General features: G+C 71.4%; 21 protein-coding genes. 4 read left to right on the top strand and 17 right to left on the bottom strand.

Going from position 1 to position 25,208, the window contains the following annotated elements; genetic code table 11:
- Nucleotides 1-17 precede the first annotated feature (17 nt).
- Nucleotides 18-839, top strand: a complete 822-nt coding sequence (locus ACQZOG_RS11245; protein ID WP_033275083.1) for a peptidylprolyl isomerase — start codon at nucleotides 18-20, stop codon at nucleotides 837-839.
- 137 nt (nucleotides 840-976) lie between these two features.
- The gene (locus ACQZOG_RS11240; protein WP_033275082.1) at nucleotides 977-2,206 is read left to right on the top strand and encodes a DUF349 domain-containing protein; all 1,230 of its coding nucleotides are present in this window, start codon (nucleotides 977-979) and stop codon (nucleotides 2,204-2,206) included.
- Nucleotides 2,207-2,284: 78 nt separating this feature from the next.
- Here the strand turns inward: ACQZOG_RS11240 and relA are convergent, their stop codons facing one another.
- The 15 genes from relA to pgsA all read right to left on the bottom strand — a co-directional run bounded on the left by relA (nucleotide 2,285) and on the right by pgsA (nucleotide 18,187).
- Complete coding sequence (gene relA / locus ACQZOG_RS11235; RefSeq protein WP_033275081.1) at nucleotides 2,285-4,810, bottom strand: GTP pyrophosphokinase; 2,526 nt, start codon at nucleotides 4,808-4,810, stop codon at nucleotides 2,285-2,287.
- A gap of 192 nt (nucleotides 4,811-5,002) precedes the next feature.
- Nucleotides 5,003-5,551 (bottom strand): adenine phosphoribosyltransferase, encoded by a 549-nt coding sequence (locus ACQZOG_RS11230; protein ID WP_033275080.1) that lies wholly within the window; start codon nucleotides 5,549-5,551, stop codon nucleotides 5,003-5,005.
- Complete coding sequence (gene secF / locus ACQZOG_RS11225; protein WP_033275079.1) at nucleotides 5,548-6,663, bottom strand: protein translocase subunit SecF; 1,116 nt, start codon at nucleotides 6,661-6,663, stop codon at nucleotides 5,548-5,550. The genes ACQZOG_RS11230 and secF overlap by 4 nt, the downstream gene beginning before the upstream one ends.
- A 3-nt stretch (nucleotides 6,664-6,666) precedes the next feature.
- A complete protein-coding gene (gene secD / locus ACQZOG_RS11220) occupies nucleotides 6,667-8,439 on the bottom strand; it encodes a protein translocase subunit SecD (protein WP_033275078.1) in 1,773 nt (590 codons plus the stop codon).
- A gap of 133 nt (nucleotides 8,440-8,572) precedes the next feature.
- A complete protein-coding gene (gene yajC / locus ACQZOG_RS11215; protein ID WP_033275077.1) occupies nucleotides 8,573-9,067 on the bottom strand; it encodes a preprotein translocase subunit YajC in 495 nt (164 codons plus the stop codon).
- Between the two features lie 165 nt (nucleotides 9,068-9,232).
- Nucleotides 9,233-10,303, bottom strand: a complete 1,071-nt coding sequence (gene ruvB, locus ACQZOG_RS11210; RefSeq protein ID WP_033275076.1) for a Holliday junction branch migration DNA helicase RuvB — start codon at nucleotides 10,301-10,303, stop codon at nucleotides 9,233-9,235.
- Between the two features lie 73 nt (nucleotides 10,304-10,376).
- The gene (ruvA, locus tag ACQZOG_RS11205; protein ID WP_033275075.1) at nucleotides 10,377-10,982 is read right to left on the bottom strand and encodes a Holliday junction branch migration protein RuvA; all 606 of its coding nucleotides are present in this window, start codon (nucleotides 10,980-10,982) and stop codon (nucleotides 10,377-10,379) included.
- Entirely contained in the window at nucleotides 10,979-11,557 is a 579-nt protein-coding gene (gene ruvC, locus ACQZOG_RS11200; RefSeq protein ID WP_391605494.1) for a crossover junction endodeoxyribonuclease RuvC, read from the bottom strand. The genes ruvA and ruvC overlap by 4 nt, the downstream gene beginning before the upstream one ends.
- A 108-nt stretch (nucleotides 11,558-11,665) precedes the next feature.
- Entirely contained in the window at nucleotides 11,666-12,418 is a 753-nt protein-coding gene (locus ACQZOG_RS11195; RefSeq protein WP_033275074.1) for a YebC/PmpR family DNA-binding transcriptional regulator, read from the bottom strand.
- A gap of 48 nt (nucleotides 12,419-12,466) precedes the next feature.
- Nucleotides 12,467-13,072 carry a pyridoxal 5'-phosphate synthase glutaminase subunit PdxT gene (pdxT, locus tag ACQZOG_RS11190; protein WP_230227330.1) on the bottom strand — a complete coding sequence of 202 codons (606 nt, stop codon included), beginning with the start codon at nucleotides 13,070-13,072 and terminating at the stop codon, nucleotides 12,467-12,469.
- Complete coding sequence (gene pdxS, locus ACQZOG_RS11185) at nucleotides 13,072-13,983, bottom strand: pyridoxal 5'-phosphate synthase lyase subunit PdxS (RefSeq protein ID WP_033275072.1); 912 nt, start codon at nucleotides 13,981-13,983, stop codon at nucleotides 13,072-13,074. Before pdxS ends, pdxT begins: the two co-directional genes overlap by 1 nt.
- Before the next feature lie 136 nt (nucleotides 13,984-14,119).
- The gene (locus ACQZOG_RS11180; protein ID WP_037638604.1) at nucleotides 14,120-14,662 is read right to left on the bottom strand and encodes a membrane protein; all 543 of its coding nucleotides are present in this window, start codon (nucleotides 14,660-14,662) and stop codon (nucleotides 14,120-14,122) included.
- Nucleotides 14,663-15,375: 713 nt separating this feature from the next.
- Complete coding sequence (locus ACQZOG_RS11175; RefSeq protein WP_191882543.1) at nucleotides 15,376-16,539, bottom strand: glycosyltransferase family 4 protein; 1,164 nt, start codon at nucleotides 16,537-16,539, stop codon at nucleotides 15,376-15,378.
- On the bottom strand, nucleotides 16,536-17,465 hold the full coding sequence (locus tag ACQZOG_RS11170; RefSeq protein ID WP_351034640.1) for a phosphatidylinositol mannoside acyltransferase: 930 nt from the start codon (nucleotides 17,463-17,465) through the stop codon (nucleotides 16,536-16,538). Before ACQZOG_RS11170 ends, ACQZOG_RS11175 begins: the two co-directional genes overlap by 4 nt.
- Nucleotides 17,462-18,187 (bottom strand): phosphatidylinositol phosphate synthase, encoded by a 726-nt coding sequence (pgsA, locus tag ACQZOG_RS11165; RefSeq protein ID WP_033275189.1) that lies wholly within the window; start codon nucleotides 18,185-18,187, stop codon nucleotides 17,462-17,464. Before pgsA ends, ACQZOG_RS11170 begins: the two co-directional genes overlap by 4 nt.
- 255 nt (nucleotides 18,188-18,442) lie before the next feature.
- On the opposite strand from pgsA, the gene ACQZOG_RS11160 reads away from it, so the two are divergent.
- Entirely contained in the window at nucleotides 18,443-20,641 is a 2,199-nt protein-coding gene (locus ACQZOG_RS11160; RefSeq protein WP_430741478.1) for an elongation factor G-like protein EF-G2, read from the top strand.
- Nucleotides 20,642-20,858: 217 nt separating this feature from the next.
- Nucleotides 20,859-22,514 carry a hypothetical protein gene (locus tag ACQZOG_RS11155; RefSeq protein WP_033275067.1) on the top strand — a complete coding sequence of 552 codons (1,656 nt, stop codon included), beginning with the start codon at nucleotides 20,859-20,861 and terminating at the stop codon, nucleotides 22,512-22,514.
- Nucleotides 22,515-22,561: 47 nt separating this feature from the next.
- Here ACQZOG_RS11155 and ACQZOG_RS11150 read toward each other — a convergent pair whose 3' ends face one another.
- Entirely contained in the window at nucleotides 22,562-23,110 is a 549-nt protein-coding gene (locus ACQZOG_RS11150) for an HIT family protein (protein ID WP_163091103.1), read from the bottom strand.
- Nucleotides 23,111-23,189: 79 nt separating this feature from the next.
- A complete protein-coding gene (thrS, locus tag ACQZOG_RS11145; protein WP_163091102.1) occupies nucleotides 23,190-25,166 on the bottom strand; it encodes a threonine--tRNA ligase in 1,977 nt (658 codons plus the stop codon).
- Between the last annotated feature and the right edge of the window lie 42 nt (nucleotides 25,167-25,208).

The raw sequence follows: 25,208 nt of genomic DNA, 5'->3' as shown, positions 1-25,208 counted from the left end.
CATGAGGAGAGAACCCGGTGGTCAGCCAGGAGCAGCGGCGGCGTCAGCTCGCCCGGGAGAAGTTCTTGCGGCAGCAGCAGCGGCGTACCGAGGCGCGGCGCAAGTCGCGGGTCCGCAACGCGGTCATCGCGTCGGTGCTCGGTGTGACCCTGATCGGCAGCCTCGCGCTGTACACGACGGGGGTGCTCAAGCAGGACGACGACAAGACCAACGCGGCCGCGGAGGTCACGCCGGAGGCCGAGCAGCCGAGCAAGGCCCCGGACCCCTGCGAGAAGCCGGCCGCGGGCGAGGCCGGGAAGCAGACGTGGAAGAAGGAGCCGGCGCTGTCGATCGACAAGTCGGCCACGTACACGATGAAGCTCGAGACGACCTGCGGAACGATCGACGTGGCGCTGAACGCGTCGGCGGCCCCGCACACGGTCAACTCGTTCAACTTCCTGGCGGGCAAGGGCTACTTCGACCACACCAAGTGCCACCGGCTCACCACCAACGGCATCTACGTCCTGCAGTGCGGTGACCCGACGGGCACCGGCACAGGCGGTCCCGGCTACACGATCCCGGACGAGAACCTGAAGGACGCGAGCCTGAAGAACAACACCTACCCGGCGGGCACGGTCGCGATGGCCAACACCGGGCAGAAGAACAGTGGCGGCAGCCAGTTCTTCCTGGTCTACGAGGACAGTCAGCTTCCGCCCAACTACACACCGTTCGGCACCGTCTCGGACGCGGGCCTGAAGGTCCTGAAGAAGATCGCCGACGCCGGGGAGAGCACCGGAGCCGGTGACGGGGCGCCCAACGCGACGGTCGTGATCGACAAGGCGACCGTCACCGCATCCTGAGCCCCAACTGCGTAATTTCGGTCGCGCGGGATGCGGACAGGCATCCCGTCGGTCGCCTATGTTGGCCGTGACGAAACTGTGGACGATGCCCGGGGGAGCCCACAGGCCCCTCGACGGCATCATGTGGAGGAGGCGCTGTGAGCAGCGACCCGTGGGGCCGCGTCGACGAGACGGGGACCGTGTACGTGCGTACGGCCGACGGCGAGAAGGTCGTCGGTTCCTGGCAGGCCGGCTCCCCTGACGAGGCGCTGGCCTACTTCGAGCGCAAGTACGAGGGCCTGGTTGTCGAGATCGGCCTCCTCGAGAAGCGGGTGAGGACCACCGACCTGTCGTCCAAGGACGCCATGGCCGCGATCGGCCACCTGCGCGAGCAGGTCGACGCCCATCACGCGGTCGGCGACCTGGACGCCCTCAGGGGCCGGCTGGACAAGCTCGTGGAGCTGGTCGACAAGCGCCGCGAGGAGCGCAAGGCGCAGCGGGCCCGGCAGTCCGAGGAGGCTCGGCAGGCCAAGGAGGCGCTGGTCGTCGAGGCCGAGGAGCTGGCGCAGTCCGACCAGTGGCGGTCGGCCGGCGAGCGGCTGCGTGCCCTGGTGGACACCTGGAAGGGTCTGCCGCGGCTGGACCGCAAGTCCGACGACGAGCTGTGGCACCGGTTCTCGCACGCGCGGTCGGCGTTCTCCAAGCGGCGCAAGCAGCACTTCGCGCAGCTGGACGCGCAGCGCGAGGAGGCCCGCCGGATCAAGGAGCAGCTGGTCGGCGAGGCCGAGGCGCTGTCGGGGTCGACGGACTGGGGCCCGACGGCGGCCCGGTACCGCGACCTGATGGCGCAGTGGAAGGCCGCGGGACGGGCCCAGCGCGAGCACGAGGAAGAGCTGTGGAACCGCTTCCGCGGTGCCCAGGACGTCTTCTTCGCGGCCCGTTCCTCGGTGTTCGCGGAGCGTGACGCGGAGCAGGCGGAGAACCTGAAGCTCAAGGAGGAGCTGGCCGGCGAGGCGGAGAAGCTCCTGCCGGTCACGGATCTGAAGGCCGCCAGGGCCGCGTTCCGTCAGATCAACGAGCGCTGGGAGGCCATCGGCCATGTGCCGAGGGACGCCCGCCCGAAGGTCGAGGGCCGGATGCACGCCGTGGAGCGCGCGATCCAGGAGGCCGAGGAGGCCGAGTGGCGCCGGACCAACCCGGAAGCCCGTGCCCGGGCCGCGGGTCTGACCGGTCAGCTGCAGGCCGCCGTGGACAAGCTGAAGGGCCAGATCGAGCAGGCCCGCGCGCAGGGCAACACCGCGAAGGCGGAGAAGCTGGAGCGCGAGCTGGAGGGCCGCCAGGCCCTGCTGGACCAGGCCCTGAAGGGTCTGCAGGAGTTCGGCGGCTGAGGGCGGGCCGCACGCACGACGAAGGGGCCGCCGTACCGACGAGGTACGGCGGCCCCTTCCGTGCGTCCGGCGCGCCGCCTACCCGCGGTTGCGGGCCGAGGTGACGCGGTAGACGTCGTAGACGCCCTCCACGCCGCGTACGGCCTTCAGGACGTGGCCCAGGTGCTTGGGGTCGCCCATCTCGAAGGTGAAGCGGGAGGTGGCGACCCGGTCGCGGGAGGTCTGGACGGCCGCGGACAGGATGTTGACGTGCTGGTCGGACAGCACGCGCGTGACGTCCGAGAGGAGCCGGGAGCGGTCCAGCGCCTCGACCTGGATGGCGACGAGGAACACCGAGGACTGGGTGGGCGCCCACTCGACCTCGAGGATCCGCTCCGGCTCGCGGGACAGCGAGTCGACGTTCACGCAGTCGCTGCGGTGGACCGAGACGCCGCTGCCGCGGGTGACGAAGCCGATGATCGGGTCGCCGGGCACCGGGGTGCAGCAGCGGGCCAGCTTGACCCACACGTCCTCGACGCCCTTGACGACGACGCCCGGGTCGGCGCTGGAGCGACGCTTGCGGCGGCTGCGGGTCGGCGGGACCGACTCGTCGATCTCCTCGGTGGCCGCCTCCTCGCCGCCGAGGGCCTGCACCAGCTTCTGCACGATGTTCTGCGCGGAGACATGGCCCTCGCCGATCGCCGCGTACAGCGCGGAGATGTCCGAGTAGCGCATCTCGTGCGCCAGGGTGACGAGCGAGTCGCCGGTGAGGATCCGCTGGATCGGCAGGTTCTGCTTGCGCATGGCGCGGACGATGGAGTCCTTGCCCTGCTCGATCGCCTCGTCGCGGCGCTCCTTGGAGAACCAGGCGCGGATCTTGTTGCGGGCGCGGGGCGACTTCACGAAGCCGAGCCAGTCGCGGGAGGGGCCCGCGCCGGCCGCCTTGGAGGTGAAGACCTCCACCAGGTCGCCGTTGTCGAGGGTCGACTCCAGCGGCACCAGACGTCCGTTGACCCGGGCGCCTATGGTGCGGTGGCCGACCTCGGTGTGCACCGCGTACGCGAAGTCCACGGGGGTGGCGCCGGCGGGCAGCGCTATGACGTCGCCCTTGGGCGTGAAGACGAAGACCTCGTTGCGCGAGAGGTCGAAGCGCAGCGACTCCAGGAACTCGCCCGGGTCCTCGGTCTCCTTCTGCCAGTCGAGGAGCTGGCGCAGCCACGCCATGTCGTTGAGGTGGTCGTCCTTGCTCTTGCCGGACGACTTGGGGGCGTCGGTGCGGATCTTGGAGGCGCCGGCGACGGCCTCCTGCTTGTACTTCCAGTGCGCGGCGATGCCGTACTCGGCGCGGCGGTGCATGTCGAACGTGCGGATCTGCAGCTCGACGGGCTTGCCGCCGGGGCCGATGACCGTCGTGTGCAGCGACTGGTACATGTTGAACTTGGGCATCGCGATGTAGTCCTTGAACCGGCCGGGGACCGGGTTCCATCGCGCGTGCACCGTGCCGAGGGCCGCGTAGCAGTCGCGGACGGTGTCCACGAGGACGCGGATGCCCACCAGATCGTAGATCTCCGCGAAGTCACGGCCGCGGACGATCATCTTCTGGTAGACGCTGTAGTAGTGCTTGGGGCGGCCGGTGACGGTCGCCTTGATGCGGGCGGCCCGCAGGTCCTGCTGCACCTCGTCGGTGACGATGGCGAGGTACTCGTCGCGCTTGGGGGCGCGCTCGGCGACCAGGCGGACGATCTCGTCGTACATCTTGGGGTAGAGGATCGCGAAGGCGAGGTCCTCCAGTTCCCACTTGATGGTGTTCATGCCCAGGCGGTGGGCGAGCGGCGCGTAGATCTCGAGGGTCTCGCGCGCCTTCTTCTCCTGCTTCTCGCGCTTGAGGTAGCGCATGGTGCGCATGTTGTGCAGGCGGTCGGCGAGCTTGATGACCAGGACGCGGGGGTCCTTGGCCATGGCGACGACCATCTTGCGCACGGTCTCGGCCTGGGCGGCCTCGCCGAACTTGACCTTGTCCAGCTTGGTGACGCCGTCGACGAGCAGCGCGACCACGTCGCCGAAGTCGCGGCGCAGGTCCTCCAGGCCGTACTCGGTGTCCTCGACCGTGTCGTGCAGCAGTCCGGCCATCAGCGTGGCCGGGTCCATGCCGAGCTCGGCGAGGATGGTGGTCACCGCGAGCGGGTGCGTGATGTACGGGTCGCCGCTCTTGCGCTTCTGGCCGCGGTGCCAGCGCTCGGCGACCTGGTACGCCTTCTCGATCTGGCGGAGCGTCGCGTTCTCGATCTTGGGGTCGTTGCCGCGCACGATCCGCAGCAGCGGCTCAAGGACCGGGTTGTACGGGTTCGCCCGCTGCACGCCGAGCCGGGCCAGGCGGGCGCGGACGCGGTTGGAGGAGCCGGAGCGGGGCTGGCCGGTGTTGGGGCGGGCCAGGGACGCGGAGCGCTCGGGAGGGGACGGCTTGGGGCGCGGCTGCTCGGGCTTGTCCACGGGAGCCGCCTGGGCGCGCTGGACCGGCCCGCGGGTGTCGTTCTTCGCCTGGGGCGTGTCCGGCGCGGGCTTGTCCGCCGGGGCCGAGGCGGGCTCGGGCTTGGCGGCGGTCAGGTGCTGGGCCTCGTCTGGCAAGAGGGCTCCTCGTGCGCGATCCGGGTCCCCGGTCAGGCTCCGGAGACCCCATGGTAGCGAGCCCGGGCCCGCCGATCGCCTCCGGAGCGGTGTGAGGACGGTCAACAGGAGAAACGCACGAGGCGGACGCCGGATTCCTCCGGGTCCGCCTGCGTGGTGTTCCCAAGGGGCCGTCTCCGGCGCCCGGGGGCCTCAGACCGTGAGCAGCGCCTCCAGCGGGGCGCCCGCGAGGGCGGGCTCGAGGCGGGCCCGGCCGCCGAGGAAGCCGAGCTCCATCAGCACGGCGAGGCCCGCCACCTCGGCGCCCGCCCTGCGGATGAGCTGCACGGATGCCTCGGCGGTGCCGCCGGTGGCCAGGACGTCGTCGACGACCAGGACGCGGTCCTCGGCGCCGAGGTCCTCCGCGTGGACCTCGATCTCGGCCGAGCCGTACTCCAGGTCGTACGACTGGCTGAGGGTGGCGCCGGGGAGCTTGCCCGCCTTGCGGACGGGGATGAAGCCCAGGCCGGCGCGGAGAGCCACCGGGGCGCCCAGGATGAACCCGCGGGCCTCCAGGCCGACGACCTTGGTGGCGCCGGCCCGGGTGGCGACGTCGGCGAGGGCGCCGGTGAGCGCGTCGAACGCCTTGGGGTCGGCCAGGAGCGGGGTGATGTCCTTGAACATCACGCCCGGCTCCGGGTAGTCCGCCACGTCCCGGATGCGGCTCAGCAGCAGGTCGGACAGGTCGGCGTGGTCGGTCATCGGCGCTTCCCCGAGGGTCGGCCGCGGCCACGGGCACGGGACGCGGGCTGGTTGCGGGGCCCGACGACCGCCGCCGCGACGTCGCCGGGCTCGTCGTACTCGTCGTCGGTCACCGGGGCGTCCTGGCCCTCGTCCGGGTCGCCGCCGTGGGCGCGCTTGGCCAGGACGCGCTTCTTCAGGCTCTTCATGGCCGGCTCGCGCTCCTTGAGGTCGGCGACGAGCGGGGTGGCGATGAAGATCGAGGAGTAGGCGCCTGCGGCAAGACCGACGAACAGCGACAGGGAGATGTCGTTCAGCATGCCGGCGCCGAGGACGCCGCCGCCGATGAACAGCAGCCCCGCCACCGGGAGCAGGGCGACCACCGTGGTGTTGACCGACCGCACCAGGGTGCTGTTGATCGACCGGTTGGCGATCTCGCTGTAGGTCCAGCGGTTCTGCTTGGTGATGTCCCTGGTCTGTTCCTTGAGGCTGTCGAAGACGACCACCGTGTCGTACAGCGAGTAGCCGAGGATGGTGAGCAGACCGATCACCGTGCCGGGGGTGACCTCGAAGCCGACGAGGGCGTAGATCCCGACCGTGATGGTGATGTCGTGGATCAGCGCGACGAACGCGGCGACGGCCATCCGCCACTCGAAGGCGATGGCCAGATAGATCACCACCAGGATCAGGAAGATCCCCAGGCCCTGCCAGGCCTTGTTGGCGATCTGCTCGCCCCAGCTGGGACCGACCAGTTCGGCGTTGATCTTCTCGGCGTCGACCTTGAGGTCCTCGGCGAGCCGGTCCTTGATGGTGTCCGAGGTCTTGGTGTCGATGCCCGCGACCTGGATGCGCATGCTGCCGTCGCCGAGCTTCTGGACGATGGCGTCGTGGCCGGAGGCGTCCTCCGCGTAGCCCTCGGCGGTGGACACCGAGACGCTCATGTTCTTCGGGGTGGTGAAGACCGCGCCGCCCTGGAACTCGATGCCCATGTGCAGGCCGCGCACCGCCAGGCCGACGATGGCCGTGATGGTGATGAGGATCGAGATGCCGTACCAGATCTTGCGGTTCTTGACGAAGTCGTAGCCGATCTCACCGTGGTGGAGTCGGGCGCCGAGGGTGCCGAGCTTCGACATCTCTCACGCCTCCTTCGTCTGGGCAGGGGCGGAGGGACGACGGGTGCGGCGCAGCGGCGGTTTCGCGCCCAGCGCCTTCGGGTCGAGACCGGACCACTTGTGGCCGCTCGCGAAGAACTTGCGGCGGGCCATCAGCGTCAGCAGCGGCTTGGTGAAGAGGAACACCACCACGACGTCGAGGACGGTGGTCAGGCCCAGGGTGAACGCGAAGCCCTGCACCTTGCCGACGGTGACCACGAAGAGCACCGCGGCGGCGAGGAAGGACACGAAGTCGGAGACCAGGATGGTGCGCCGGGCGCGCGGCCAGGCCCGCTCCACGGAGGGGCGCAGGGAGCGGCCCTCGCGGATCTCGTCCCGGACCCGTTCGAAGTAGACGATGAACGAGTCCGCCGTGATGCCGATGGCAACGATGGCGCCGCAGACGGCCGGCAGGTTCAGCGCGAAGCCGATGGTCGGGCCGAGCAGCGCCATGATCACGTAGGTGAGGGCCGCGGAGACCCCCAGCGACGCGATGGCGATGAACGACAGACCCCGGTAGTAGAAGAGCAGGTACAGGATCACCAGCGCGAGGCCGATGGCGCCGGCGATCAGACCGGCCTCGAGCTGCTCGCCGCCGAGGGCGGCGGTGACGGTGGTGACGCTGTCCTCGCGGAAGGTCAGGGGCAGGGCGCCGTAGGACAGCATGTTGGCGAGGTCCTGCGCCGACTGCTGGTTGAAGTTGCCGGAGATCTCGGCGTTGCCGCCGGTCAGGGCCTGCCGGACGTACGGGTCGGAGACGACCTCGCCGTCCAGGACGATCGCGAACTGGTTCTGCGGGGACTGCTTCTGCGCGAGCTGGCCGGTGATGTCGGCGAACTTCTTGGAGCCCTCGCCCGTGAACTTCATGGTCACGGTCCAGCCGGCGCCGGAGGTGGTGTTCAGGACGGCGTCGGCCTCGTCGACGTCGGTGCCGTCGACGGCGGCCGGGCCGAGGATGTACTTCTGCCACTGACCCTGGGAGTTCTGGCCGCAGGCGACCGTGGACTCGGTGGCCTTGGCGCCGTCACCGGCGGTGGCGCGGACGTCCTCCTTGGTGCAGTCGAGCTTGGCGTACGCCTCCTGGAGCTTCGCGTCGGGGTCGGCGGCGCCGCCCGTCGCGGACGGGGAGGGGCTGGCCTTGTCCGTGGCGGCCGGGCTCTCGTCGGCCTTCAGGGCGTCGGTGACCGCGCGGCCCTGGGTGGTGGCGCTCGCCGAGGGGTCGGCGGACGCCGAGGAGCCGTCGGTGGCCTCCTGGCTCGCGCCGTCCGTCGCCTTGTCGCCGGACGTGTCGCCGGAGGGGTCGGCGGAGGGCTCGCCGGTCGCGCTGGGCTGGGGGGCGGCGCCGCCCTCGGCCAGCTCGGTGGCGATCACGGGACGGAAGTAGAGCTTGGCGGTGGTGCCGACCTGTTCCCGGGCCTGCTTGGAATTCGTGCCCTTGGGAATGTTGACGATGATGTTGCGGTCGCCCTGCGTCTGGACCTCGGCCTCGGAGACGCCCAGACCGTTGACACGCCGCTCCATGATGGAGACCGCGGTGTCCATGTTGGTCTTGTTGATCGCGGACTCCTGGCCCGCCTCGGGGACCGCAGCCAGCGTGATGCTCGTTCCGCCGGCCAGGTCGATGCCGAGACGCGGAGTGGTGTGCCCGGAGGCGAACATCCCTCCGGTGAGCGCCACGATGGCGATCAGGATCAGAGCCAGCGAGCGCCACGGCTTGCTTGTGGCGCTCGCGTTCCGTCCCTTTTTGAGTGCTGCCACCTTCTCGTACTCCCTCTCGGGCCGCCTCGTCCCCGGTCAGGGGGCGGGTGGCCATGACATGGTGTCGGGATCCCGTGCGAGCCGGGCATGTCCCGGGGCGCGCGGGCCTCACCCGCGCGCCCCGGGAACACGGCTACTTCGCGTCGGTCTCGCCGTCGGACTTCTTCGACCGCGCGTCCGCCGTGGCGTCGGCGGGCTCGTCCGCCGGCTCGTCGGCCGCGTCCTTCTTGCCGAGGTCGACAGGCGTGTCGTCGGAGGCGGCGGCAGCGTCGGAGGAGTCGTCGGTCTCGGTGAGGGAGGAGGCGTCGTCGGGGACGACGTCGGCGTCGGACTGCAGGTCGTGCTCGATGCCGTGCACGATGCGGTTGTACTCCTCGTCGGTCAGGACGGCACCGATCGAGTTCTTGGCGAACAGCAGCTCCACACCCGGCCCGGCGTCGAGGAGGACGGTGTCCTCGCTGACCTCCTTGACCGTGGCGTACATGCCCCCGATCGTGCGGACGCCGGAACCGGGCTGCATCTGGTTCCGCATCTCGATGGCCTGCTGCTGCTTCTTCTTGGCCGACCGGGTCATCAGGAACATGGCCCCGATGAGCACAATGAACGGGAGGAGGGTCAGGAGACTCACGGGTCGGAACTTCCTTCACACGACCGCGATGGTGAACGGCCTGATGGTTGGGGGTATGTGGCGCCGCCGACAAGGGCGGCATCGGCGGAGTCTAAGCGAGTCCGCACCACCGGAACAACGCTCAGCATGGCACCGGGGTTCCTGCCCGGGCCAGCGTGCTCGCCGTCACGCCCCGAACAGGTCCCCTTGTCCGTTTCCGGCGGCCTGGGAGCGCGGCGGCGTGAGGCCGAGATGCGACCACGCCGCGGGCGTCGCCACCCGTCCCCGCGGGGTACGGGCGAGCAGGCCCTCCCGCACCAGGAAGGGCTCGGCCACCTCCTCCACGGTCTCACGCTCCTCCCCCACCGCGACGGCGAGCGTGGACAGGCCGACCGGGCCGCCGCCGAACAGCTTCAGCAGCGCCTCCAGCACCGCCCGGTCCAGCCGGTCCAGGCCCCGGGCGTCCACCTCGTACACCGCGAGGGCCGCGGCGGCGACGTCCTGGGTGATCCGGCCGTCCGCCTTGACCTGCGCGTAGTCCCGGACCCGGCGCAGCAGGCGGTTGGCGATGCGGGGCGTGCCGCGGGAGCGTCCGGCGATCTCGGCGGCGCCCGCCGCGTCGATCTCCACGTCGAGCAGGGCCGCCGAGCGGTGGACGACCCGCTCCAGCTCGCCCGGCTCGTAGAACTCCATGTGCGCGGTGAAGCCGAAGCGGTCGCGCAGCGGGGGCGGCAGCAGGCCGGCCCGGGTGGTGGCGCCGACCAGGGTGAAGGGCGGCAGCTCCAGCGGGATGGCGGTGGCGCCCGGGCCCTTGCCGACGATCACGTCGACGCGGAAGTCCTCCATCGCCATGTACAGCATCTCCTCGGCGGGCCGCGACATGCGGTGGATCTCGTCGAGGAAGAGGACCTCGCCCTCCTGGAGGGAGGACAGGATCGCCGCGAGGTCGCCCGCGTGCTGGATGGCGGGGCCCGAGGTGATGCGGATGGGGGCTTCCATCTCGGCCGCGATGATCATGGAGAGGGTGGTCTTGCCGAGGCCGGGGGCGCCGGAGAGCAGCACGTGGTCGGCGGTGGCGCCGCGGGCGCGGGCGGCGCGCAGCACCAGGTCGAGCTGCTCGCGGACCTTCTCCTGGCCGATGAACTCGCCCAGGTCCTTGGGGCGCAGCGCGGCCTCGACGGCCTGGTCCTCGCGGTCGGCGACCGATTCCACCAGCCGCTCGGAGGCGGCGGTGTCGTTCGTGTCGTCCCAGTTCATGTGCGTGTGCCTCAGCTCTCCGTGCGGACTCGGGCGCGGTCGTGGGCCCTCGGGCGGCGGTCGCGGTCCGCGGTCATCGGGCGCGGTTCAGCGTCTGGAGGGCCGCCTTGAGCAGCTGCCCCACCGGTACGGCGCCCTCGGCGGCCTCCGCCTGGGGGGTCACCGCGGCCACGGCTTCGTCGGCCTCACGGGTCGCGTACCCCAGTCCGATGAGGGCGGCGTGCAGCTGGTCGCGCCAGCCGGAGGTGACGGGCGCGCCGACCGCGGGGGCGCCGGTGGGCTCGCCGAGCCGGTCCTTCAGTTCGAGGAGGAGCTTCTGGGCGCCCTTCTTGCCGATGCCGGGGACGGCGGTCAGCGCCTTCTCGTCACCGGTGGCCACGGCGCGGCGCAGGGCGTCGGGGCTGTGCACGGCGAGCATGGCCTGGGCGAGCCGGGGGCCGACGCCGCTGGCGGTCTGGAGCAGCTCGAAGACCTGGCGGCCGTCCTCGTCGGCGAAGCCGTACAGCGTGAGCGAGTCCTCGCGGACGACGAGGGAGGTCGCGAGCTTCGCCGGCTGTCCGACGCGCAGGGTGGACAGCGTGTCCGGCGTGCACCGGACGGCCATGCCGACGCCGCCGACCTCGACCACCGCGGTGTCGGGGCTGAGGGCGGCGACCGTGCCGCTGACGAAGGCGATCATGCCGTACGGCCTTTCGATGTGTGGCGGGCCGCGGGGGCCCGGGGGGTGGTCGGCGGGGTCCGCGCCGCGTGGGCGGCGACGGCCTGCTGGAGGCGGTTCTGGGCGGGGGCGCGCCAGATGTGGCAGATGGCGAGCGCGAGGGCGTCGGCGGCGTCGGCCGGCTTGGGCGGTGCGTCGAGCCGCAGCAGGCGGGTCACCATGGCCCCGACCTGGGCCTTGTCGGCGCGGCCCGAGCCGGTGACGGCGGCCTTGACCTCGCTGGGTGTGTGCAGCGCGACGGGGATGCCGCGGCGGGAGGCGCAGAGGATGGCGACGGCGCTGGCCTGGGCGGTGCCCATCACCGTGCGCACGTTGTGCTGACTGAAGACGCGCTCCACGGCGACGAACTCCGGGCGATGCTCGTCGAGCCACTGCTCCAGGCCCTGCTCGACGGCGACCAGGCGGTGTCCGAGGTCGGCGTCGGCGGGCGTGCGGACGACGCCCACGCCGAGCATGGTCAGCGGGCGTCCCGCGACCCCTTCGACGACGCCGACACCGCACCGGGTCAGTCCCGGGTCCACCCCCAGCACGCGCACGCGTCGCCCCCTTGCTCGATCACCTGTTTGTGCAGGCTATCGGGTGCCACCGACAAAGCGGCGGGCCGATGGGGTGTGTGTCCCGTCGGCCCGCCGCCCCGATACGCGTCAGGCGTCGACCTTCTCCATGATCTCGTCGCTCACGTCGAAGTTGGCGAAGACGTTCTGCACGTCGTCGCTGTCCTCCAGCGCGTCGATGAGCTTGAAGATCTTCTTGGCGCCCTCCTCGTCCAGCTCGACCTGCATCGTCGGGACGAAGTTGGCGTCGGCCGACTCGTAGTCGATGCCGGCGTCCTGCAGCGCGGTGCGCACGGCGACCAGGTCGGTGGCCTCGCTGAGCACCTCGAAGGACTCACCGAGGTCGTTGACCTCCTCGGCGCCCGCGTCGAGCACGGCGGCGAGGACGTCGTCCTCGCTCAGCTCGCCCTTGGGGACGATCACCACGCCCTTGCGGTTGAACAGGTACGACACCGAACCCGGGTCGGCCATGGAGCCGCCGTTGCGGGTCATCGCGACGCGCACGTCCGAGGCGGCGCGGTTGCGGTTGTCGGTGAGGCACTCGATGAGCACCGCGACGCCGTTGGGGCCGTAGCCCTCGTACATGATCGTCTCGTAGTCGGCGCCGCCGGCCTCGAGGCCCGCGCCGCGCTTGACCGCGGAGTCGATGTTCTTGTTGGGCACCGACTGCTTCTTCGCCTTCTGGATGGCGTCGTACAGCGTCGGGTTGCCTTCGGGGTCGGCTCCGCCCATCCGGGCCGCGACCTCGATGTTCTTGATGAGCTTCGCGAAGAGCTTGCCGCGCTTGGCGTCGATCACGGCCTTCTTGTGCTTCGTCGTGGCCCATTTAGAGTGGCCGGACATCTGCCTGTCTCCTTCGCGTAACCCATCTCTGCAACGAACGCAGGAATCCTACAAGGACTCGCCCCGCCGGTACGCCCGCACCATGTCGGTGAAGAGGCGGTGCACCCGGTGGTCCCCGGTCAGCTCGGGGTGGAAGGACGTCGCCAGCGCGTTGCCCTGGCGGACCGCGACGATGTGTCCGCCGTGCTCGGCGAGCACCTCGGCGGACGCGCCGACGGACTCCACCCAGGGGGCGCGGATGAAGACCCCCTCGACGGGTTCCCCGGGAACGCCCTTGACCTCGACGGCGGCCTCGAAGGACTCGTTCTGCCGTCCGAAGGCGTTGCGGCGCACGATCATGTCGATGCCGCCGACGGTCTCCTGCCCGGAGCGCGGGTCGAGGATCTTGTCGGCGAGCATGATCATGCCGGCGCAGGTGCCGTAGACGGGCATCCCGGCGCGGACGCGGGCGCGCAGGGGCTCCATCAGGCCGAAGAGCACGGCCAGTTTGGAGATCGTGGTGGACTCCCCGCCCGGGATCACCAGGCCGTCGACCTCGGCGAGTTCCTCGGGGCGGCGGACGGACCCGGCCTCGGCCTCCGCCGCGGCCAGGGCCGTCAGGTGCTCCCGTACGTCGCCCTGGAGTGCGAGCACTCCGATCACGGGAGCGGTCATCACCAGCCCCGGTTGGCGTAGCGCTCGGTCTCGGGCAGGGTGTCGCAGTTGATGCCGACCATGGCCTCGCCCAGGTTGCGGGACGCGTCCGCGACGATCTTCGGGTCGTCGTAGAAGGTGGTCGCCTTGACGATGGCCGCGGCGCGCTTGGCGGGGTCGCCGGACTTGAAGATGCCGGAGCCGACGAAGACGCCCTCGGCGCCGAGCTGGCGCATCAGCGCGGCGTCGGCCGGGGTGGCCACACCGCCGGCGGAGAACAGCACGACGGGCAGCTTGCCCAGCTCGGCGACCTCCTTGACCAGCTCGTACGGGGCGCGCAGCTCCTTGGCCGCGGCGTACAGCTCGTTGTTGTCGTAGCCGCGCAGGCGGGCGATCTCGTTCTTGATCTGGCGCAGGTGGCGGACGGCCTCGACGACGTTGCCGGTGCCGGCCTCGCCCTTGGAGCGGATCATCGCGGCGCCCTCGGCGATGCGGCGCAGGGCCTCGCCCAGGTTGGTGGCGCCGCAGACGAAGGGGGTGGTGAACGCCCACTTGTCCGAGTGGTTGACCTCGTCGGCCGGGGTGAGCACCTCGGACTCGTCGATGTAGTCGACGCCGAGGGACTGGAGCACCTGGGCCTCGACGAAGTGGCCGATGCGGGACTTCGCCATCACCGGGATGGACACGGCGTCGATGATGCCCTCGATCATGTCCGGGTCGGACATGCGGGCCACACCGCCGTCCTTGCGGATGTCGGCGGGGACGCGCTCCAGGGCCATGACGGCGACGGCGCCCGCGTCCTCGGCGATCTTCGCCTGCTCGGGCGTGACGACGTCCATGATCACGCCGCCCTTGAGCTGCTCGGCCATGCCGCGCTTCACGCGCGCGGTGCCGGTCTCGGGACCCTGGTTTTCGGAGAGCGTGCTGGACACGAATGACCTCGCTGAGGTGAGGGGGATTCTGCAGCACTGAGGAAACGTGACCGGAGCAGGCCACAGCAAGGGCCAATGATGAGCCGGTGGCTCGTTTTCGGTCGGGGGCGACGGGCCGGGTGGCCGGAAACCGCTGTCAGGCGGCCCGCTCGATCAGCGCCGCGGGCGGCTCGTCGTCCATCTCGAACGCCATCGGGAACGGGGCGTGCCCGGCCAGCCGGAACCAGCGCACCTTGCGGTGCAGCCGCAGGGCGCGGGCGGCGCGGACGGCGTCGTTGTGGAAGCGGCGGGCCATCGGGACCCTGCGGACGGCCTCGGCGAGTTCGAGGGCGGCCTCCTCTCCCCCGGGCGCCTCCCTGACCGCGTCCACCTGCTGGGCGTCGGCGAACACCGCGCGCAGCGCCTGGGTGAGCTCGCTCTCGGCGACCTCCCGCTGCTCCTCCACGGCCTGCCGGGCCGCGTGGGCCGCCTCGTACAGCACGATCGAGGCGGCGGGGTCGAGCACGCCGGAGGTGGCCAGTTCCTGCGCCACGGAGGCGCGGCGCAGGAGTTGCGCGTCGAGCGCGGCGCGGGCGGCGTCGATCCGGGCGTGCAGGCGGTCCAGGCGCCCGGCCGTCCAGCTGAGGTACAGGCCGACGGCGACGAGTCCGACGACGATCCAGATGAGGGTTGGGGTCACGGGCGGCAAGGCTAGTACCGGCGGCGCCGGGTCCTGTCGCGGGGCTGCGCCCCGGGGCGGCCCCGCGACACCGGGTGCGGACCGTCGGTGGCCGCTCGCGCAGTTCCCCGCGCCCCTTTTGTACGCCGCCGGGTGCGGCCCGTCGCGGGCTGATCGCGCAGTTCCCCGCGCCCCTCGGGGCGCCGCCGGCTGCGGGCAGTCGTGCCGCTTGGGGCGGCACGGGTGGGCGCAGGCGGCACCCTCCCGGCGGGCCTCACCGAAGGCGCCGTACCCGCGGCGCACGGGGTGCCGCGCAACGTCGCACGCCGAGTGCAGCCTGTCGGGGGCTGAGCGCGCAGTTCCCCGCGCCCCTTGAGGGCGCCTGACTGCGGGCAGTCGTGCCGCTTGGGGCGGCACGGGTGGGCGCAGGCGGCACCCTCCCGGCGGGCCTCGCGTCCAGCGCCGTACCCGCGGCTGAGAGAGTGCCTCGCAACGTCGCACGCCGAGTGCAGCCGATCAGGGGCTGATCGCGCAGTTCCCCGCGCCCCTTGAGGGCGCCTGACTGCGGGCAGTCGTGCCGCTTGGGGCGGCACGGGTGGGCGCAGGCGGCACCCTCCCGGCGGGCCTCGCGTCCAGCGCCGTACCCGCGGCTGAGAAAGTGCCTCGCAACGTCGCACGCCGAGTGCAGCCGATCAGGGGCTGAGCGCGCAGTTCCCCGCGCCCCTGGGGGGCGTTCAGTCCCGGGCCAGGCCCAGGCGGGCCCTCAGGCCCGTCGCCCTGTCGTCCGTCGCCACCGCCGCCGCGCCCGCCGTGACCGTCTCGTAGACGGAGAGGATGTCCGCCCCGACCGTCGACCAGTCGAAGCGGCGCACATGCGCACTCCCCCGCGCGCGGAGTTCCTCCCGGCGCTCGGGATCGCCCAGCAGCCGCACCGCCGCGTCCGCGAGCGCGTCCGCGTCCTCGTTGGCGAACAGCTCACCCGCCGCGCCCTGGTCGAGGACCTGGGCGAAGGCGTCGAGGTCGGAGGCCAGCACCGGCGCCCCCGCCGACATCGCCTCGACCAGGATGATGCCGAAGCTCTCGCCGCCCGTGTTGGGCGCCACGTACAGGTCCACGCTGCGCAGCAGCCGCGCCTTGTCCTCGTCACTGATCATGCCGAGGAACTCGACCCGCGAGCGGAGTTCCCTCGGCAGGTCCTCCACGGCCTCCTTCTCGTCGCCCCGGCCTGCGACCAGCAGCCGCGTCCGCGGCCGGGCCGCGAGGATCTTCGGCAGCGCCCGCATCAGCACCGGCAGGCCCTTGCGGGGCTCGTCGATGCGGCCGATGAAACCGATGGTGCCGCCCTGCCACTCGGGTCTCGGCTCGGCCTTGGCGAAGAAGTCGACGTCGACGCCGTTGGGGATGACGACGGCGTCCCCGCCCAGGTGCTCCACCAACGTGCGCCGGGCGTACTCGCTCACCGCGATCCGCGCGCTGATCTTCTCCAGGGCCGCCTGGAGGATGGCGTACGCGGCGATCATCGCCTTGGAGCGCGGGTTGGAGGTGTGGAAGGTCGCCACCAGCGGGCCCTGCGCCGCCCAGCAGGTCAGCAGACCCAGCGACGGCGAGGACGGCTCGTGGATGTGCACCACGTCGAAGGAGCCGTCGTGCAGCCAGCGCCGTACCCGCGCGGCCGACAGGAACCCGAAGTTCAGCCGGGCCACCGAGCCGTTGTACGGCACGGGCACCGCCCGGCCCGCGGAGACGACGTACGGGGGCAGCGGGGTGTCGTCGTCGGCCGGGGCGAGGACGGACACCTCGTGTCCCTGGCGGATGAAGTACTCGGCCAGGTCACGGATGTGGAACTGGACGCCGCCCGGCACGTCCCAGGAGTACGGGCAGACGATGCCGATCCTCACGCCGTGCCCTCCCGGTCGCGCTCGGGGGCGTGCGCGGGGTCGAGGTCCTCGGTCCACAAGCGCTGAAGCATGTGCCAGTCCTCCGGATGCTCGGCGATTCCCGTGGCGAAGGCGTCGGCCAGCGCCTGTGTCATCACAGACGTCTTCTCGGCGCGCGTACCTGACGCGGGAACCTCGACCGGGGGATGCACGCGGCCCCGCATCACGGGCGACCCGTCGTACCAGAGGGTCACGGGCAGCAGCCGCGCGCCGGTGTGCTGGGCCAGCAGGGCGGGCCCCGCGGGCATGCGGGCGGCGTGGCCGAAGAAGCTCACCTCGACGCCGGACGCGGACAGGTCACGGTCGGCGACCAGGCAGACCAGGCCGCCGTCGCGCAGCCGCCGGGCGAGTGTGCCGAAGGCGGAGCCGCCGCTGTGCGGGAGGACCTCCATGCCGAGGCCCTCGCGGTAGGCGACGAACCGGTCGTACAGCGTCTCCGGCTTGAGGCGCTCGGCGACGGTGGTGAACGGTATGCCGAGCTTGGTGGTGACCCAGGCGCCGGCGAGGTCCCAGTTGGCGAGGTGCGGCAGCGCGAGGATCACGCCCTTGCCGGCCGCCATGCCCTCGGTGAGGTGGTGCAGGTCCTTCGCGGTGAAGGAGTCGGCGATGCGCTCCGGGCTCCAGGCGGGCAGCCGGAAGGACTCCATCCAGTACCGCAGGTACGACCGCATCCCCGCGCGGGACAGCTCGGCGAGCCGCTCGGGGCCCGCGTCGGGCACCACGCGCGCGTAGTTGCTCTCCAGCCGCAGCACGCCCTTGCCGCGCTGCTTCCAGACGACGTCGGCGATGGTCCGCCCGAGGCGCACCGCGACCGGCTCGGGCAGCTTCTTCACGGTGCCCCAGCCCGCGCCGTACAGGGCGTCGGTGAGCCGCTCCCGGGCGCTCACTGGGCGGCCTCGCTCCCCTGCGCCTGCTGCTCGGCGGCCTCCGCCTCCGCGGATTCGCGGCGCACGGTGACCACGCGCTGGACCAGCGTGACGAGGCTGCCGACGGCGACCGCCCACAGGGCGATCGGCAGCAGGTACTGGATGCCGGGCACCCCGAACGCGTGCAGGCCCGCGAGCCCGGCGGCCACGAGGGAGATCACCAGCCGCTCGGCCCGCTCCACCAGCCCGTTGACGGCGACCGGCAGGCCGATCGACTCGCCGCGCGCCTTGGTGTACGACACCACCTGGCCGCTGGCGAGGCAGAAGATCGACACCGCGCACAGCACGTTGTCGTCGCCGGAGCCCGCGTACCAGAGGGCGAAGCCGCCGAAGACCGCGCCGTCGGCGACCCGGTCCAGGGTGGAGTCGAGGAAGGCGCCCCAGCGGCTGGAACGGCCCAGCTGGCGCGCCATGTTGCCGTCGACCAGGTCGGAGAACACGAACAGCGTGATGACGACCGTGCCCCAGAAGAACTCGCCGCGCGGGTAGAACACCAGCGCGCCGGCCACCACGCCCGCGGTGCCGATGAGCGTGACCGTGTCGGGGCTGACCCCCCGCCGGATGAGAAACGCGGCGAACGGTGTGAGGACACGCGTGAAAAATGCACGCGCGTACTTGTTCAGCATGGCCTTCCCGACGGTCGGTGTGGCCGTATGGCCCCTGCTGGCCACCGGCGGGCCCATCGTAGTCACCGCGCGCGGGCGTGGCTGCGGTGCACCCGGACCGCCGCGCACCGGGCGCCGCCGAGCATCGGCGGGAGCAGGGCGGCGGCGGGGATCACGTCCTTCGTATGGACGCGCCGTGACGGGAGTGGAAAGCTCGAAGGACCGCGGGCGCCGCCGGAGCCGCACCGCAGGCGATGCCCCCGGACGGGGTCCGGGGAAGGCTTCCACGGGTCCGCGCCCACAGTGACCTCACCGTGCACGGGAGGCAGGATCATGGGCGACAAGGCGCACACACACCCCGGGGCCGCCGGCAGGGCACAGGCGGCCGACCGTCCCACGTCCGTACGGAACGTGGTGCTGGTCGGCCACTCCGGATCGGGCAAGACGACGCTGGTGGAGGCCCTCGCGCTGACCGCGGGGGCGGTGAACCGGGCGGGCCGCGTGGAGGACGGCGGCACCGTCTCCGACCACGACGAGATCGAGCACCGGCAACAGCGTTCGGTGCAGCTCTCCCTGGTGCCGGTGGAGTGGAACGGCATCAAGGTCAACCTTCTGGACACCCCCGGCTACGCCGACTTCGTCGGGGAGCTCAGGGCCGGTCTGCGCGCGGCGGACGCGGCCCTTTTCGTCGTCTCGGCCGCGGACGGCGTGGACGGCTCGACCCGCATGGTGTGGGACGAGTGCGCGGCGGTCGGCATGCCGCGCGCCATCGTCGTCACGCACCTGGAGGCGGCCCGCGCCGACTTCGAGGAGATGACCCGGATCTGCGCGGAGACCTTCGGCGGGGACGACCCGGACGCGGTGCTGCCGCTGTACCTGCCGTTGCGCGGTCCCGAGGGTCCGGACGGGCACGCGCCGGTGACCGGGCTGATCGGGCTGCTGACCCGCAAGCTGTTCGACTACTCCGGCGGCGAGCGCGTGGCGAACGAGCCGGTCGGCGACCAGGTGCCGCTGATCGAGGAGGCCCGCGGCCGGCTGATCGAGGGGATCATCTCCGAGAGCGAGGACGAGACCCTCATGGACCGCTACCTCGGCGGTGAGGACGTCGACGTCAAGACGCTGATCGACGACGCGGAACGCGCCGTGGCTCGGGGCGTCTTCTTCCCCGTCCTGGCCGCGGCGCCCGCCGCCCCCGGCGCCCGCCAGGGACTGGGCACGGTGGAGCTGCTCGACCTGATCACGGGCGGGTTCCCGACCTCGCTGGAGCACGGCACCCCGGCGGTGACCACGCTGGACGGCAGGCCGCGCGAGCTGAAGCCGTGCGACCCGGACGCGCCGCTGGTCGCGGAGGTCGTCAAGACGTCGTCCGACCCCTACGTGGGACGGCTGTCGCTGGTCCGGGTCTTCTCCGGGACGCTGCGCGCCGACCAGACCGTGCACGTCTCCGGACACGGGCTGACCGACCGGGGCCACGAGGACCACGACGTCGACGAGCGGGTCGGCGCGCTGTCCACGCCGTTCGGCAAGGTGCAGCGGCCCGTGTCGCACGTCATCGCGGGCGACCTGGCGTGCGTGGCGAAACTGTCCCGCGCGGAGACCGGCGACACCCTGTCCTCGAAGGACGACCCGCTCGTCATGGAGCCGTGGGAGATGCCCGACCCGCTGCTGCCGCTGGCCATCGAGGCGCACAGCAAGGCCGACGAGGACAAGCTGTCCCAGGGGCTCTCGCGGCTGGTGGCCGAGGACCCGACGATGCGGCTGGAGCAGAACCAGGACACCCACCAGGTGGTGCTGTGGTGTCTGGGCGAGGCCCACGCGGACGTGGCGCTGGAGCGGCTGCGCAGCCGTTACGGCGTACAGGTCGACGTGGTGCCGCACCGGGTGTCGCTGCGGGAGACGTTCGGCGGCAGGGCGTCGGGACGCGGCCGGCACGTCAAACAGTCCGGAGGGCACGGGCAGTTCGCGATCTGTGAGATCGAGGTGGAGCCGCTGCCGAACGGCTCCGGCATCGAGTTCGTGGACAAGGTCGTCGGCGGGGCCGTGCCGCGGCAGTTCGTCCCGTCGGTGGAGAAGGGCGTAAGGGCCCAGGCACAGAAGGGAGTTGCGGCGGGGCATCCGCTCGTCGACGTGCGGGTGACGCTGCTGGACGGCAAGGCGCACTCGGTGGACTCCTCCGACGCCGCGTTCCAGACGGCGGGCGCGCTGGCGCTGCGGGAGGCGGCCGCGGACGCGAGGATCCATCTGCTGGAGCCGGTGGCCGAGGTGTCCGTGCTGGTCGGCGACGACTACGTGGGCGCCGTGATGAGCGACCTGTCCGGGCGCCGTGGCCGGGTCCTGGGCACCGAGCAGTCGCCCGGCGGACGCACGCTGATCCGGGCGGAGGTGCCGGAGATCGAGATCGGCCGGTACGCCGTCGACCTGCGGTCGCTGTCGCACGGCACCGCGCGCTTCAGCCGCCGCTACGTCCGTCACGAACCGATGCCGCCGCAGGTCGCGGAACGGGTCAAGGGGGAGGCGCACGCGGCCTCCTGACGCGCCGGGCGCCCGCCGCTCACTCCGGCGGGCGCCCGTGTGCGCGGTCGCGCTTCCGCTTCACCCCACGGCATCTCCCCCGTGCCGGAGAACGGCTTGGAACGACCCCCGGCGGACGGCGGTGGCTGCCTATACGCTGAAGACCTGATCAACAGGTGTGCGCAGCACGGAAGTCGGGAAGGCCGCAAGACGACAGTCGCGGCGATCGGGGGCGGGAATGACCGTTGAGAGCGGTTACGCGGATTTCTTCGGTCCGCAGGTGCCGCGCACGGGCGACGAGGGCCAGACACCCACGTTCGCGCTGGCCTCGGCGGCCTACCGGGACAACGAGGCCGACGAGATACTCAAGGCCAACAGCGAGTGGCACAAGTCGGAGGTCGGCAAGCCGCGGATCAAGCTGTTCCGGCCCAATCTGGGCGAGGCGTTCTCCCGGGCGATCATCGACCGGATGCTGGGCTCCGGCCGCGCCCCGCTCATCCAGTCCTTCGGCACCCAGCCCCAGGTCGTGGTGGAGCACGCGCTGGCGGCCCACCGCATCCGCCGCGAGCGGGACAACTGGCTGACCGCCGTGATGGTGCTGTGCGGGCTGCTGTTCCTGCCCGGCCTGCTCGTGTGGCTGCTGGTGTTCCAGATCCGCACGACGATGACCAAGCGAGACGACAAGCGGGCCGGCGCGCTGGCCACCGCCCTGCTGGTCGGCGTCGGCGCCCTGGCCGTGCTGTTCCTGCTGCGCATGCCGTTCACCGGGTTCTGGGCCTGGTACGCGCGCGCGTCGGTCGTGGCCCCGGTGCTGGGTTGGTTCTGGGCCAAGCAGATCTGCGAGCGCACCGCCCGTGACCTGCGGGAACGCTGGGACAGTCTGCTGTCGGGCAGCAGCATCGGCGCCAAGGTGCCCGAGGCGGTGCCGAGCAGCCCCGGCGAGACGGCGGCCGAGCAGCTGCGCCAGTCACTGGCCCGCCTCAGCGCCGAGCAGCAGTCCAACTCCGTCTTCTACGCCGGCCCCAAGGGCATCCTCGGGATGGGCACCCGCTGGGGCAGCTGGCAGCTCGCCGAGGACCTGGCGCCGGCCGACGCCGACCGCGAGATCCACCCGTTCCGCAGCTGGGACGTCATCAAGGCGATCCACGACCGGCTGCGCATGCTGGAGCGCGGCCCGCTGAACACGGGCGGCTTCCCCAAGCCGTCGATCCGCCACTGGATCGTCACCCCCATCGGGGAGAACGCCACGGCGGTCACCCGGCCCGACGGCACGGACGTCGAGGCGTACCAGGTGAAGCAGCACGCCGTGCAGGAGATCTGCAACAAGCAGCAGTTCGGCGCGGGCGACCGGCACTACCTGGGCGTGCAGTGGACCCTGTGGGACGGCCAGCTGGTGATCACGATGCTGATCACCGTGACCGTGCTGCACGAGACGCTGCGCATCGAGGTCACCGGGCACGCCCTGGGTCCGGTGCACTCCCTCTTCACCACCAAGCCGGCGGCGAAGGAGAAGGAGGTCCAGAAGTCGATCAAGTTCTGGGAGACCCGGAAGATCAAGCTCCCGCTGGTCGACTCGGACGAGGTGGTACGGCTGGCCGCCCGCGCACCGCTGACCAAGTACCCGCCGCTGCTGTACTGGCTCGGCGGCAAGCTGACCCTGCCCGAGCCGTTCGGGCTGCGGCACGCCTGGGCGGACAAGCCCTGGCGGCACCGGTTCATGGCGGACGACGCGCTGCGGGCGGCGACGCCGGTGCTGCGCGTCGTCCACTCCGCGGCGATCAAGGTGCTGGAGGAGAACGGCGTGGACACCACCAAGTTCGGCTCCCGCTCGTCGTCCCTGTCCACGGCGGTGCAGGAGGCGACACCGAGCAAGGCCGACCTGTACGACGCGTAGCCGACGGGCGGGGTGCGCGACCGCGGACCCCGCCTCCCCGGAGGGCGTCAGGCCGCCGGCCAGGCCTCCGCGAGCATCTTGCGGGTGTCGGCCAGCAGCTGCGGCAGCACCTTGGTGTGGCCGATGACCGGCATGAAGTTGGTGTCGCCGCCCCAGCGCGGGACGACGTGCTGGTGCAGGTGGGCGGCGATGCCCGCGCCCGCGACCGTGCCCTGGTTCATGCCGATGTTGAAGCCGTGCGCGCCCGACGCCGTGCGCAGCGCCGCCATCGCCTGCTGGGTGAGCGCGGCGAGCTCCGCCGTCTCCTCGACCGTGAGCTCGGTGTAGTCGGCCACATGCCGGTAGGGCACGGTCATCAGATGGCCGCCGGTGTAGGGGTACAGGTTGAGCACCGCGTACACCAGCTTCCCGCGGCGCAGGATCAGCCCGTCCTCGTCGGACCGGTCCGGGAGGGAACAGAAGGGGCAGCCGTCGCCGGCGCCGGGGCCGCTCGGCTTGTTCTCGCCCTGGATGTAGGCCATCCGGTGGGGCGTCCACAGACGCTGGAACGCGTCCTGCGTCCCCACTCCCAACTGCTGCTCCGGCTCACTCGTCATGCGTGCAGCATATGGCGTGACCGCGGGACCGCGGCAAAAAGCCCCCGGGATCGCTCCCGGGGGCTTCCGCGTGCACGGGTCAGACCTGCGCCCGCTCCTCGACGACCTTCGCGATCTTGGCGATGGCCTCGTCGACGGGGATGCCGTTCTCCTGCGAGCCGTCGCGGTAGCGGAAGGACACCGCGCCGTTCGCCATGTCCTCGTCGCCCGCGATGACCATGAAGGGAACCTTCTGCTTCTGGGCGTTGCGGATCTTCTTCTGCATCCGGTCGGAGGAGGAGTCGACCTCGACGCGCAGACCCTGCTTGCGGGCCGCGTCCGCGAACTTCTCCAGGTATTCGACGTGGGCGTCGCCGATCGGGATGCCGATCGCCTGGACCGGGGCGAGCCAGGCGGGGAAGGCACCCGCGTAGTGCTCCAGGAGCACCGCGAAGAACCGCTCGATGGAGCCGAACAGCGCGCGGTGGATCATGACCGGGCGGGTCTTGGTGCCGTCCGCGGCCGTGTACTCCAGGTCGAAGCGCTCGGGCAGGTTGAAGTCGAGCTGGATGGTCGACATCTGCCAGGTGCGGCCGATGGCGTCCTTCGCCTGGACGGAGATCTTCGGCCCGTAGAAGGCGGCGCCGCCCGGGTCCGGGACCAGCGGCAGGCCCTGCTTCTCGGCGACCTGGCGCAGCGTCTCGGTCGCCTCCTCCCAGGCCTCGTCCGAGCCGACGAACTTCTCCGGGTCCTTGGTGGACAGCTCCAGGTAGAAGTCGGTGAGGCCGTAGTCGCGGAGCAGGTTCAGGACGAAGGTGAGGGTCTTGTCGAGCTCCTCGGACATCTGCTCGCGGGTGCAGTAGATGTGCGCGTCGTCCTGGGTGAAGCCGCGGGCCCGGGTCAGGCCGTGCACGACGCCCGACTTCTCGTACCGGTACACGGTCCCGAACTCGAAGAGGCGCAGCGGCAGTTCGCGGTAGGACCGGCCGCGCGCGTCGAAGATCAGGTTGTGCATCGGGCAGTTCATGGGCTTGAGGTAGTAGTCCACGCCCTCGTCGAGCTGCATGGGCGGGTACATGCCGTCGGCGTACCAGTCCAGGTGGCCCGAGGTCTCGAAGAGCTTCCCCTTCGTCGCGTGCGGGGTGTAGACGAACTCGTAGCCCTCCTCCTCGTGCCGGCGGCGCGAGTAGTCCTCCATGACCCGGCGGATGATGCCGCCCTTGGGGTGGAAGACGGCGAGGCCGGAGCCGATCTGCTCCGGGATGGAGAACAGGTCGAGCTCGCTGCCGAGCTTGCGGTGGTCGCGCTTCTCGGCCTCGGCGAGGAACTCCAGGTGCGCCTTCAGCTCCTCCTTGGAGGGCCAGGCGGTGCCGTAGATGCGCTGGAGCATCGGGTTCTTCTCGCTGCCGCGCCAGTAGGCGGCCGCGTTGCGCATCAGCTTGAACGCCGGGATGTTCCGGGTGGTGGGCAGGTGGGGACCCCGGCAGAGGTCCTTCCAGCACAGGTCGCCGGTCTTGGCGTCGATGTTGTCGTAGATCGTCAGCTCACCGGCGCCGACCTCGACGTCCGCGCCGTCGTCGTGCGAGGCGGAGCCCTTGAGGCCGATCAGTTCCAGCTTGTACGGCTCGCCGGCGAGCTCCTCGCGGGCGGCCTCGTCGGTCACCACGCGGCGGGAGAAGCGCTGGCCGCGCTTCTGGATCTCCTGCATCTTCTTCTCGATGGCCTTGAGATCCTCTGGGGTGAAGGGCTTCTCCACGTCGAAGTCGTAGTAGAAGCCGTCCCGGACCGGCGGGCCGATGCCCAGCTTGGCCTCGGGGAACAGCTCCTGCACGGCCTGGGCCATCACGTGCGCGGTGGAGTGGCGCAGGATGTTGAGGCCGTCCTCGGAGGAGATCTCGACGCCCTCGACGGTCTCGCCGTCCTGGACCTGGTACGACAGGTCCTTGAGCTCGTCGGCCACCCGCGCCGCGATGATCGAGCGCTCGCCGGCGAAGAGCTCGGCGGCCGTAGTGCCCGTCGTCACCACGCGTTCTTCCCGCTCGGAATCGCGTTGGATGATCACACGGACGTCTGACACCGGTCTCTCCTGACTGAAGGCTGTGGTCGCGGCGCCATACCG

The sequence above is a fragment of the Streptomyces sp. P13-3-3 genome, assembly GCF_050571355.1.
Classification (GTDB): domain Bacteria; phylum Actinomycetota; class Actinomycetes; order Streptomycetales; family Streptomycetaceae; genus Streptomyces; species Streptomyces althioticus.
The sequence above is the reverse complement of the archived record's forward strand: the minus strand, read 5'-3'. Positions and strand labels throughout refer to the sequence as shown.

What these genes read in the sequence shown, in the direction of transcription:
- ACQZOG_RS11230 (WP_033275080.1), bottom strand. Translation starts at nt 5,551, where the DNA reads ATGACCGACCACGCCGACCTGTCCGACCTGCTGCTGAGCCGCATCCGG.
- ruvA (WP_033275075.1), bottom strand. Translation starts at nt 10,982, where the DNA reads ATGATCGCCTTCGTCAGCGGCACGGTCGCCGCCCTCAGCCCCGACACC.
- pdxT (WP_230227330.1), bottom strand. Translation starts at nt 13,072, where the DNA reads ATGACCGCTCCCGTGATCGGAGTGCTCGCACTCCAGGGCGACGTACGG.
- ACQZOG_RS11160 (WP_430741478.1), top strand. Translation starts at nt 18,443, where the DNA reads ATGGGCGACAAGGCGCACACACACCCCGGGGCCGCCGGCAGGGCACAG.
- secF (WP_033275079.1), bottom strand. Translation starts at nt 6,663, where the DNA reads ATGTCGAAGCTCGGCACCCTCGGCGCCCGACTCCACCACGGTGAGATC.
- ACQZOG_RS11195 (WP_033275074.1), bottom strand. Translation starts at nt 12,418, where the DNA reads ATGTCCGGCCACTCTAAATGGGCCACGACGAAGCACAAGAAGGCCGTG.
- ruvB (WP_033275076.1), bottom strand. Translation starts at nt 10,303, where the DNA reads ATGAACTGGGACGACACGAACGACACCGCCGCCTCCGAGCGGCTGGTG.
- pgsA (WP_033275189.1), bottom strand. Translation starts at nt 18,187, where the DNA reads ATGGGCCCGCCGGTGGCCAGCAGGGGCCATACGGCCACACCGACCGTC.
- ACQZOG_RS11150 (WP_163091103.1), bottom strand. Translation starts at nt 23,110, where the DNA reads ATGACGAGTGAGCCGGAGCAGCAGTTGGGAGTGGGGACGCAGGACGCG.
- ACQZOG_RS11155 (WP_033275067.1), top strand. Translation starts at nt 20,859, where the DNA reads ATGACCGTTGAGAGCGGTTACGCGGATTTCTTCGGTCCGCAGGTGCCG.